10 protein-coding genes are annotated in these 10,347 nt (G+C 66.5%); 5 read left to right on the forward strand and 5 right to left on the reverse strand.

All coding sequences use genetic code 11. From position 1 onward, the window contains the following. Positions 1 to 103: 103 nt before the first annotated feature. The 5 genes from trpA to ON43_RS19685 all read right to left on the reverse strand — a co-directional run bounded on the left by trpA (position 104) and on the right by ON43_RS19685 (position 4,472). Positions 104 to 913: a tryptophan synthase subunit alpha gene (gene trpA, locus ON43_RS19670; protein WP_040809545.1), complete on the reverse strand. Its 810-nt coding sequence runs from the start codon at positions 911 to 913 to the stop codon at positions 104 to 106. Further along, positions 910 to 2,160, reverse strand: coding sequence for a tryptophan synthase subunit beta (trpB, locus tag ON43_RS19675; protein WP_040809546.1), 1,251 nt, complete (start codon positions 2,158 to 2,160; stop codon positions 910 to 912). The genes trpA and trpB overlap by 4 nt, the downstream gene beginning before the upstream one ends. Positions 2,161 to 2,273: 113 nt before the next feature. Beyond that, complete coding sequence (trpM, locus tag ON43_RS47175; protein ID WP_157514113.1) at positions 2,274 to 2,438, reverse strand: tryptophan biosynthesis modulator TrpM; 165 nt, start codon at positions 2,436 to 2,438, stop codon at positions 2,274 to 2,276. Positions 2,439 to 2,476: 38 nt separating this feature from the next. Beyond that, positions 2,477 to 3,673 (reverse strand): AI-2E family transporter, encoded by a 1,197-nt coding sequence (locus ON43_RS19680; RefSeq protein ID WP_051178727.1) that lies wholly within the window; start codon positions 3,671 to 3,673, stop codon positions 2,477 to 2,479. Between the two features lie 136 nt (positions 3,674 to 3,809). Next, positions 3,810 to 4,472 (reverse strand): ANTAR domain-containing protein, encoded by a 663-nt coding sequence (locus ON43_RS19685; protein WP_040809548.1) that lies wholly within the window; start codon positions 4,470 to 4,472, stop codon positions 3,810 to 3,812. Between the two features lie 214 nt (positions 4,473 to 4,686). On the opposite strand from ON43_RS19685, the gene ON43_RS19690 reads away from it, so the two are divergent. The 5 genes from ON43_RS19690 to sfnG all read left to right on the forward strand — a co-directional run bounded on the left by ON43_RS19690 (position 4,687) and on the right by sfnG (position 10,342). Then, the gene (locus tag ON43_RS19690; RefSeq protein WP_040809550.1) at positions 4,687 to 4,998 is read left to right on the forward strand and encodes a hypothetical protein; all 312 of its coding nucleotides are present in this window, start codon (positions 4,687 to 4,689) and stop codon (positions 4,996 to 4,998) included. A gap of 113 nt (positions 4,999 to 5,111) precedes the next feature. Further along, entirely contained in the window at positions 5,112 to 6,404 is a 1,293-nt protein-coding gene (locus tag ON43_RS19695) for a sialidase family protein (RefSeq protein WP_040809551.1), read from the forward strand. Positions 6,405 to 6,549: 145 nt separating this feature from the next. Next, complete coding sequence (locus tag ON43_RS19700) at positions 6,550 to 7,860, forward strand: bifunctional o-acetylhomoserine/o-acetylserine sulfhydrylase (protein WP_040809556.1); 1,311 nt, start codon at positions 6,550 to 6,552, stop codon at positions 7,858 to 7,860. A gap of 179 nt (positions 7,861 to 8,039) precedes the next feature. Then, on the forward strand, positions 8,040 to 8,951 hold the full coding sequence (locus tag ON43_RS19705) for a LysR family transcriptional regulator (RefSeq protein WP_040809552.1): 912 nt from the start codon (positions 8,040 to 8,042) through the stop codon (positions 8,949 to 8,951). Between the two features lie 242 nt (positions 8,952 to 9,193). Continuing rightward, on the forward strand, positions 9,194 to 10,342 hold the full coding sequence (gene sfnG, locus ON43_RS19710; RefSeq protein ID WP_051178725.1) for a dimethylsulfone monooxygenase SfnG: 1,149 nt from the start codon (positions 9,194 to 9,196) through the stop codon (positions 10,340 to 10,342). Positions 10,343 to 10,347: the final 5 nt, after the last annotated feature.

The raw sequence follows: 10,347 nt of genomic DNA on the forward strand, positions 1-10,347 counted from the left end.
CCTGCCCGCATTCGTCGACGCCATCACGGCGGTCGCGACCGCTCGCGCGTGAGGGGCACAAGCTGGGGCCTTGGCTTGCCGGTCAGCTTGTGCCGCTCGGTGCTCAGTTCCGGATTGCCGTGGCGAGCGAGCTCGTCAAGGTGTGGATGGCGGTAAGGGCGGTCGGCTCGTCGGGAGCGTCGAGCACGGCCTTCACAAGAGCCGAGCCCACGATGACGCCGTCGGCGAAACCCGCGACCGCGGCCGCTTGGGCTCCGGTCGAGATCCCGATGCCCACGCAGACCGGTAGCTCGGTTGCCGCCCTTGTGCGTTCGACGAGGAGCCTGGCGGTATCGCCGATCGATCCATCCGTACCGGTGACGCCCATCAAAGAAGCGGCATAGACGAATCCTGTGCTGGCAGAGGTGATTTCGTGGAGCCGCTCGTTGCCGGTACTCGGCGCGACCACGAACACGGTCGCTAGCTGGTGCATGGCAGCTTGTTCGCGCCACCGGGCGGATTCCTGGACGGGCAGGTCGGGCAGGATGCAACCGGCGCCGCCCGCCTCGGCAAGCTCGGCGGCGAATCGTTCGATCCCGTAGCGGGAGACCGGGTTCCAATACGTCATCACCAGGACGGGTTTGCCGAAGGCCCGGTGCACCTCGGCGACCGTGCGCAACACGTCCTTGATCCGAGTGCCGCCCCGGAGTGCGAGGTCGGCGGCGGTCTGGATCACGGGGCCGTCCAGGATCGGATCACTGTGTGGCAGGCCCACCTCGAGGATATCCGCGCCGGCATCGAGGACCGCTTTCATGGCGGCGATGCCCGCGTCGACGGTCGGGAATCCGGCGGGCAGATAGGCGATGAGCGCCGGGCGACCCTCTCGCTTCGATGCCGCCAGGGTCTCGTTCAGCAACTGGATGTTTCCACTCACTTGTGTGCCTCCGAAACACTCGCTTCTCGGTCCGAGCCGAAATAGCTGATCGCGGTGTCCATGTCCTTGTCACCGCGGCCGGACAGATTCACCAGGATCAGACCGTCCGGGCCGAGCTCCCGGCCGAGGTCGAGCGCTCCGGCCAAGGCATGAGCGCTTTCGATCGCGGGGATGATGCCCTCGGTCATCGACAACAGCCGAAAGGCCTGCATCGCAGCGTCATCGGTGACCGGGCGATACTCACCACGGCCGCTGTCGTGCAAGAACGCGTGTTCGGGTCCGATCCCCGGATAGTCCAGTCCCGCCGAGATCGAGCACGCCTCGGCGATCTGGCCTTCCTCGTCTTGGAGCACATAGGACCGGGAGCCGTGCAGAATGCCGGGCTCACCGGCCGACAGCGACGCCGCGTGCTCTCCGGTCTCGATGCCGTGTCCGGCGGCTTCGCACCCGATGAGCCGCACGTCCGCATCGTCGAGGAAGGCGTGGAACAGCCCGATCGCGTTCGATCCGCCGCCGACGCACGCGACGGCCGCGTCCGGCAACCGCCCTGTGCGTTCGAGTAACTGCCGCCGCGCCTCGACACCGATGACGCGCTGGAAATCACGGATCATGGCGGGAAATGGATGCGGCCCCGCGACCGTCCCGAAGACGTAGTGCGTGTTGTCCGTATTCGCCACCCAGTCCCGGAACGTCTCGTTGATGGCGTCCTTGAGGGTGCGCGACCCCGAGGTGACCGGAACGACCTGCGCCCCTAGCATTTTCATCCGGGCCACATTGAGCGCTTGCCGCTTCATGTCGACTTCGCCCATGTAGACGACACATTCGAGCCCGAACAGCGCGCATGCGGTCGCGGTCGCCACCCCGTGTGAGCCCGCTCCGGTCTCCGCGATGACCCGCGACTTGCCCATCCTCTTGGTCAGCAGTGTTTGGCCGAGCACATTGTTGATCTTGTGCGAGCCGGTGTGGTTCAGATCCTCCCGCTTGAGGAAAATCCTTGCACCACCTGCCTTTTCAGCGAATCTGGGCACCTCGGTCAGCGCCGTGGGCCGTCCCGCGTAATGCTCGAGCAGCTGCCCGAGCTCGGCCTCGAATTCCGGATCGCGGATGGCCTTGCGGTATTCCTCGGCGACATCCTCCACGGCGGTTACGAGCGCCTCCGGAATGAACTTCCCGCCGAAGTCGCCGAAATATCCCTCGGCGCTTGGGTTCTGCCGCTCCTCGGCAGGAATGAAGTACTTGCTGGTCATTATCGACATGCTCCTGAGCCGGAACATCCGTTCCGGTGCGATGGCTGGTAAAGGTCACGAGAACGCGTACCCGCGCAGCGAGGAACCCGGCCCCTGTCGGCCTGGAAATACCCTCAGTTACCCCGCACGATGCGCGGCGCGCAAAGCCATCGCATCCCATTGACCTGGCCCGGCTCGGAGCCGATCACCCATCGCACCCGACGTCCGTGCACCCGCCGCGCAGGCGCCCGGCAGCCGCGCGGGCGGCAACCAGGACCAAGACGGACAGCGATGGACATACCGCGCACGCTACCAGTCACCGGGCGTTGCACGGCAGCTAAGGGGCGTTCGATCGGTCGTCGCGGTCGATGGTCTCGGGAGCGTCCAGTCTCGGGAACAGGAGTTCCTGTACCAGTAGCAGCAGGCTGGCGGCGACTGGAATCGCCAGCAGCGCACCGAGAACGCCGAGCAGGGAGCCGCCGATCAGGACCGCGACGACGGTGAGCACGGCAGGGACTCGAACGGTGCGGCCGATGATGCGGGGCACCAGCAGGTAGTCCTCGACCAATCGCAGGACGATGAAGAACACGATGGTGGCGATGCATACCGGTAGTGAAACCGTCAGCGCGACAAGCGCTATCGCGATACCGGCCAGGGTGGAGCCGATCAGGGGAATCAGGTCGAGCAGCGCCACGAGCACGGCCAATACCAGGGCGAACGGGACGTCGAAGCTCGTCAGCCAGATGAAGGTCAGAATGCCGGTGATGAGCGAGATCAGCAGGTTGCCGAGGACATAGCCGCCGACCTTCGCGAAGATCGCGTCCCCGATGAGAATCGCGCGGGGTCGCCGGTCGTAAGGAAACAGCCGGTAGAGATTCGCCCGCAAGGCGGGGAAGGTCGCCGAGAAGTAGGCGGTCAGCACGGCGACGACGATCGTGGCGGTCACCACCCCGAAAACCATCTTCCCCGCGCCGACGAGTCCCTGTGACGCCCTGCCGAAGTCGATGACGGTGCCCTGACGCAGCTTCTCATCGAGGTGGAAACGATCCGCGGCCCGGTGAACGAGTGGATATCTGTCCTCGAGATGCTGGAGGGTATCGGGCGCGTGGTGGATCAGCGCCTGCCCTTGATCGATCAACGGGGTGATCGCGGCCCAGAGAAATCCGGCCAGCCCGCCCAGCACCACCAGGAAAACCAAGGCGACCGCGAATCCGCGTCGAATGTGGTGGCGCACCAACCACGACACGGCCGGTTCGATACCGACGGCCAGAAACAGCGCCGCCACCACGAGCAGCAGCGCTTCGTGAGCGGCGAGGACCGTTCGCACCGCCCCGACCGTCACCACCACTCCCGCCGCGCCGGTGAGCCCGACCATGAACGGCGAGCGCCGGTCGAACCGGCGCCCCGGCCTGCCCAGCGGGTGCCCGTCACTGGTCAGTTTCGCGGCATCGGCCTCGGCCGCCGAGATCGATGTCGGCTCGTCGCCGGGGTGTGGCTGGGCGACCCATTCACTGTGCCGCGCTTCATCACTCATGCCCGTGATCCAGTCCTCTCGCTGATCACCCGGCATCCCACAGCGGCAAGTCGGATGTCGACGGTTCGCTGCTCAGGTGATGCCCCGCAACATCACCCGGAAACAACTCGGGCCCGCCGAACTCGACTCCAAGTAGTCAGGTGTGGATCAGGCGGTTCGCGGTGAGGCGGCGGTTCACGACGTCAGCGGCCACGGCACGCACCGAGGCGCCGGTCACCAGTGCCTGGGCGCGCAGGGACCGGAGCGCGGCATCGAGGTCGATTCCTCGCGCCGCCGCGATCATTCCGCAGGCCACGTCCACCTCGTGATAGTCCACCACCGGCACGATCTCCGGCCTCGGCGCCACGATCCGGTGCGCGATCGCCTCGGCCGTAAGCGCGGTCAGCTCCTGCGCACCGATATACGTGCGCGCCGACATCGGTGCGACCTGCGATGAATACAGGTTCACCGAACCGAATTTCGTCGGCCCGATCCGCAGCGGCAGGGCAGCCATCCCCGCGAACCCCTTCTCCGCGACGACCCGGGAGAACACCGGCCACCGCACCCCACCCTGAATCACATCGGACACCACCGACACGCCCGCGGTGAACGCGTCGAGACTGGGACCCTCCCCGATACCGAACTGCATGTCCTGAATCCACAACGCCAAGTCGTCGCTGAAGCCCAGCAATTCCAGACTGCCCCGCCGCAGCCGCAGTACCACGGTGGCGGCATCCACCCAATCCAAGCAATCGACGAACCCCGCGCAGATCCGATTCCCCCACGTGTCCGCCGGGTGGGGCCGTTCGATCGCGTCCATCGCCGCACGAAATCGATCCATACCGAATTCTCCGTCCGCGAGGGCCACCGAACCCGCCCGGTTTCCACCACCGCAACGCGAAATGTACGACCACGTAACCGGTTTCAACCCACCCCGAACAGCGCCCACCGCATCGACGGGTTCCCGGCATCAGGCAGATGCCCGATACGGCTGGACCGTTGCGGAGGGATAGCATCATCGGATGAATTTTGTAATGCGCTCTGTCGTAAGCTCTCTCGCCGTCGCCGCGGTCGCCTTCAGCGCACCGATCGCTTCGGCGCTGCCGACCGGCTCGTTCGGTACCGGCGACGGCCGCCAGGTCGTGATCGTCGACAACACCCTCGAACTGAGTGACCTGGACTCGTGCTGGGCCAGCGGATTCCCCCGCGACATCCGCTTCGAGAACCGCAGCGCACGCAATTTCCTGGTCTTCGCATCCAAGGACTGCAGCGGCGACCCCGTCGCAACCGTCGCGGCGGGTACCTCCGCGACCTATTACGGTTGGTCGGCCGTCGCGGCGAGGTAGGTCCCCGCGCTGACACTCCGTGGCGTGCGCGAGACACGCTGACCCGGGGTCGACGTGCTGGTAAAGGTCGAACGGGAGTCATGTCTCGTCGCGCCGCCGCTGGGAGGAACGCCATGTTCCGGATCTGGAATCGTCGTTCGGCTGTCGGGATTTCGTGGGCGAAGACCGCACCGGTTCTACTCGGTTCGGTGCTGGCCGCCACCGTCCTCACGACAGCGCCGCAGGCACGGGCCGGGGCAGAATCGTTTCTCGCACCGATCGTGATCGGCCAGCAGGCATTCGAGCCCGGGATGCACGTCGCACCCGATGGGACGCTCTACATCGAGGGACCGACCGGAGTTCTTTCCGTCGGGATCTCCTCGCCCAGCCTTCTCTTCCGCTCGCGTGACGGCGGCGCGACCTGGGTCGAGACCGCCCCCGGACTGCGCAGTTACCTGCCCGGCGGGGGCGACGCCACACTCGCCATCGCGCCCAACGGTGATCTCGCCCTCGCCGATCTGTGGGCCGGCAGCTCGACCGTGTCCAGGTCCTCGGATCAGGGTGATTCCTGGATCCCGCTCCCGGCGGCGGGGCTACCGGTCCAGGACCGGCCGTGGCTGGCGAATTCGGGGACGGCCGTGTATCTCGCCTACCACCAGCTGCCGGGCGGGATCGGGGTGTCGAAATCGTTCGGCGACGGCCTGTTCTACCCGCAGACCACCATCGCCGCCACGATCGTCGATCAGGAAGGTTGCGTCACCTGCGCATCGGGCACCATCGTCGCCGCGCCCGGAAGCACCTTCCTCACCGATCGCGTCGGCGTCGTCTTCGGTACCCAGAACGGCGGCGTGAAGTTCAGCCGATCCCTGGACGGCGGGCTCACCTGGTCGGTGAAACCCATTGCGCCCTCGGGCGATACCGACACCACGCTCGTCTTCCCCACGGTCGCCGACGCCGGCGGCGGCAACCTCGTCGCCGTCTGGCTGGCCGTCACGGGCACCCGCAGCATCGTCCGCCTCGCCACCTCCACCGACTGGGGCGACACCTGGTCGACGCCGCGAACCCTCACCGCCGCGGGCACCTCGGTCTACCCCTGGGTGGCCGCCAAGGGTTCCAAGATCGCCGTCTCCCTCTACTGGAACAGCAGCGATTCCACCCCCGATACCACCCCCGCCGACACGCCCTGGTACGAGTCCTACACGGAGAGCACCGATTTCGGCGCAACCTTCACTCCCCTGGTCTCCGCCGACCCCACACCGGTGAAGGTCGGCCCCATCTGCACCGGCGGCTCCTCCTGCGGAGCCGACCGGGAACTCGGTGACTTCCAATCCGTAGCGATCGACAATCAGGGCCGATCGGCCCTGGCCTACAACCGTTCGACATCCGACGGCACCGAGGTGGAGGTCCGCTTCACCCGCCAGTGCTGAGAGATGTCGTGCTCGTGCGATCCGAACAGCCTCCCGGGTTGCGTTCATCGCGAACGTAACCGTCGCCTTCACACGCGGGTAGCTCTACCTTTGCTCAGGCATGGCCCACCGGGCCGGCCACAACTCCACCCGCTCGGAGGCCCAGATGACCGATTCGTCCCAGCTCGAAGATCCCACTGCCGCTTGGAGTTTCGAGACCAAGCAGGTGCACGTGGGCCAGGCGCCGGACGGCGCCACCGGCGCGCGAGCGCTGCCGATCTACCAGACCACCTCCTACGTCTTCCGGGACACCGAGCACGCCGCGGCGCTGTTCGGGCTGGCGGAGCCGGGCAATATCTACACCCGCATCATGAATCCGACCCAGGACGCGGTCGAGCAGCGCATCGCGGCATTGGAAGGCGGTGTGGCGGCCCTGCTGCTGGCCTCCGGGCAGGCCGCGGAGACCTTCGCGATCCTGAACATCGCCGGTGCGGGCGATCACATCGTCTCCAGCCCGCGTCTCTACGGCGGCACCTACAACCTCTTCCACTACACCCTGCCGAAGTTGGGCATCGAGGTGAGTTTCGTGGAGGACCCGGACGATATCGAGCAGTGGCGCGCGGCGATCCGCCCGACCACCAAGGCGTTCTACGGCGAGACGGTGTCCAACCCGCAGAACCACATCCTCGACATCCCCGGAATCGCCGGTGTCGCACACGAATCCGGCATCCCGCTGATCGTCGACAACACCGTCGCGACTCCCTACCTGATCCAGCCGCTGGCCCACGGCGCCGATATCGTCGTGCACTCGGCCACCAAGTACCTGGGCGGCCACGGCTCCGCCATCGCGGGTGTGATCGTCGACGGCGGCACCTTCGATTGGCGCGGCGGACGATTCCCGGGCTTCACCGAACCCGATCCGAGCTACCACGGCGTCGTCTACGCCGACCTCGGCGCGCCCGCCTTCGCGCTCAAGGCCCGCGTCCAGCTGCTGCGCGATCTGGGCGCGGCCGTCTCCCCGTTCAACGCCTTCCTCATCAGCCAGGGCTTGGAAACCTTGAGCCTGCGCATCGAGCGCCACGTCAGCAACGCCCGGGCGGTCGCCGAATTCCTGGCCGCCCGCCCCGAGGTCACCGCGGTTCACTACGCGGGCCTGCCCACCTCGCCCTGGCACGACCGCGCGGCACAGTTGGCCCCCAAGGGTTCCGGCGCGATCGTGGCGTTCGAGCTCGCGGGCGGTGTGGACGCGGGCAAGAAGTTCGTCGAGGCGCTGACCCTGCACAGCCATGTCGCCAATATCGGCGACGTCCGCTCCCTGGTCATCCACCCGGCCTCCACCACTCACTCTCAGCTCACCCCGGAGGAACAGCTCGCCTCCGGTGTGACGCCCGGTCTGGTTCGGCTGGCGGTCGGCATCGAGGGAATCGATGACATCCTGGCGGATCTGAGAGTCGGATTCGCCGCTGCCACAGCTTGATTCGAGAGATCGGCCCCGGAGAGAACTCCGGGGCCGATCTGTTTCACCGATTCCACGGCTCACCGCCCCCGAGGTAGGCGGGCCAGGATTCTCGATGATCGCAACCCTGCTGTGAACGCTCGGCGGCGCACACACTGGCTGCAGTGGGCGGGGGTTGCCGACGGCGATGGAGCAGGATCATGCGAATTGAGCAGCTCGAATATGTCCAGGCGGTCACCAGATTGGGGTCGTTGCGGCGGGTCGCCGAGGAGTTGCACCTGTCGCAGCCGGCCCTGAGCGAGACCCTGCGAAACCTGGAGCGGGAGCTGGGGGTCGAGCTGCTGGATCGGCGGCGGTCGGGGGCGCGGATCAGCAATCAGGGCAGGGAATTGCTGCCGCACATCGCCCAGGTGCTGGAAGCCGTCGACCGGCTGAAGAAGGCCGCGGACGACCAGCATCGGGTCAGCCGGATGGTCCGGGTGGGCACGGTGAACGCGGCCACGGCTTCGCTGGTGCTTCCGGCGATCCGGGAGTTCCGGGGCGCGCATCCCGAGACCCAGGTGGAGGTCGTGGATGCGCAGCAGTCGGAGATCCATCGGGCCTTGCGCGAGGGGAGTTTCGATCTCGGACTGGTGAACTACCTGCGCGGGGATGATCTGACACCGGAATTCGGTACGACGGAGCTGCTGTCGGGGCGGCCGGTGGTGTGCGTGCGCCCGGACAGTCCGCTCGCGCAGTTGTCGGCCATCGATGTGGAACATCTCCTCGCGGAGCCGTTGATCGTGATGCGGTCCGGATATGTGATGCATCGTTTCGTACACCGCCTGCTGAATGGCAGACATCCGCTGTTCTCGTACTCCACCGATGGCGCGGAAATGGGGAAGATGATGGTGGCGCAGGGTTTGGGCGTCACCGTCCTGCCCGACTACAGCATTATCGGCGATCCACTCGAAGCGAGCGGTTCGATTACCTGGCGCCCGCTCGAATGCCGAGTTCCGGAAGTATTCCTGGTGGCGCAGCAGCGCAAGTCCGGAGCGCCTCCCTACGCCGCCCGGGCACTGCACGAGTCGCTGGTCCGGCGGGCCGGCGCGCTCGATTCGACCGCCGCGTGACAGGCCCGCGCACGTGACAGGGAAACCCTATCGCACCATCGAAACTGCCTGGTGGACAGTATATTTCGACACTCATAGACTCGAGCCCATGGCCACCGTTCTGCTCACCCGGCGGCGGCACCTCGATTTGATGCGCATCGCCGGTCCGGGTTGTTCGCACTGACGACTCCCGCACGCGCTTCGATCGCGCGGGGCGTCGCACAGAAATCTCGACATCCACCTTCTTACTCGATGGAGTATCTGTGTCCACGGACTTTGAGAACGACACTCTCGCAGAACCTTTGAAATTCGCCTATTGGGTGCCGAACGTCAGCGGCGGCCTGGTCGTCAGCAATATCGAGCAGCGCACCGATTGGAGCTACGACTACAACAAGAAATTGGCGGTGCTGGCCGAGAACAATGGCTTCGAATACGCGCTGACCCAGGTGCGGTACATGGCCAGTTATGGGGCGGCCTATCAGCACGAGTCGACCAGTTTCAGTCTGGCGCTGCTGCTGGCCACCGAACGGCTGAAGGTCATCGCCGCGGTCCATCCCGGCCTCTGGCAGCCCGCGGTGCTGGCCAAACTGCTGGCCACCGCCGACCATCTGTCCGGCGGCCGGGCCGCGGTGAACGTGGTGAGCGGCTGGTTCAAGGGCGAGTTCACCGCCCTCGGCGAGCCGTGGCTCGAGCACGATGAGCGCTACCGGCGTTCGGAGGAGTTCATCCGGGTGCTGCGCAAGAGCTGGACCGAGGACGCCGCCGAGTTCGCGGGCGACTTCTACCGGCTGCGCGGCTTCGACCTCAAACCCAAACCGATTGCGGCCCAGGGGCGTCCGCATCCGGAGATCTTCCAGGGCGGCAACTCCACCGCGGCCCGGGCCATGGCCGGACGGGTCTCGGACTGGTATTTCAGCAATGGCAAGGACTTCGACGGCATCACCGAGCAGATCACCGAGGTCCGCGCCTCGGCCGCCGAGCACGGCCGCACGGTTCGATTCGGGCTCAATGGATTCCTCATCGCCCGCGACACCGAGGCCGAGGCGAAGGAAACCCTGCGCGAGATCGTCGCCAAGGCCGACCCGGAGGCGGTCGAGGGATTCCGGGGCGCGGTGCAGCAGGCGGGCAACTCCACCGGCGACAAGCGCGGCATGTGGGCCGACTCCACCTTCGAGGACCTGGTCCAGTACAACGACGGATTCCGGTCGAAGCTCATCGGCACTCCCGAACAGATCGCCCACCGGATCGTCGAATACAAGAAGCGCGGGGTGAACCTGCTGCTGCTCGGATTCCTGCACTACCACGAGGAAGTCGAGTATTTCGGCAAGCATGTGCTGCCGATCGTGCGCGAGCTGGAGGCCGAATTGGCCACCGGCGCGGGCACTCCCGAGCCGGTGGGGGTGGCGCGATGACCACC

It is taken from the genome of Nocardia concava NBRC 100430, assembly GCF_000308815.1.
GTDB lineage: Bacteria > Actinomycetota > Actinomycetes > Mycobacteriales > Mycobacteriaceae > Nocardia > Nocardia concava.

Excerpts from the sequence above, each read along its gene's own strand:
- trpB (WP_040809546.1), bottom strand. The coding sequence starts at position 2,160 with ATGACCAGCAAGTACTTCATTCCTGCCGAGGAGCGGCAGAACCCAAGC.
- ON43_RS19680 (WP_051178727.1), bottom strand. The coding sequence starts at position 3,673 with ATGAGTGATGAAGCGCGGCACAGTGAATGGGTCGCCCAGCCACACCCC.
- ON43_RS19690 (WP_040809550.1), top strand. The coding sequence starts at position 4,687 with ATGCGCTCTGTCGTAAGCTCTCTCGCCGTCGCCGCGGTCGCCTTCAGC.
- ON43_RS19685 (WP_040809548.1), bottom strand. The coding sequence starts at position 4,472 with ATGGACGCGATCGAACGGCCCCACCCGGCGGACACGTGGGGGAATCGG.
- ON43_RS19695 (WP_040809551.1), top strand. The coding sequence starts at position 5,112 with ATGTTCCGGATCTGGAATCGTCGTTCGGCTGTCGGGATTTCGTGGGCG.
- ON43_RS19700 (WP_040809556.1), top strand. The coding sequence starts at position 6,550 with ATGACCGATTCGTCCCAGCTCGAAGATCCCACTGCCGCTTGGAGTTTC.
- trpM (WP_157514113.1), bottom strand. The coding sequence starts at position 2,438 with ATGTCCATCGCTGTCCGTCTTGGTCCTGGTTGCCGCCCGCGCGGCTGC.
- ON43_RS19705 (WP_040809552.1), top strand. The coding sequence starts at position 8,040 with ATGCGAATTGAGCAGCTCGAATATGTCCAGGCGGTCACCAGATTGGGG.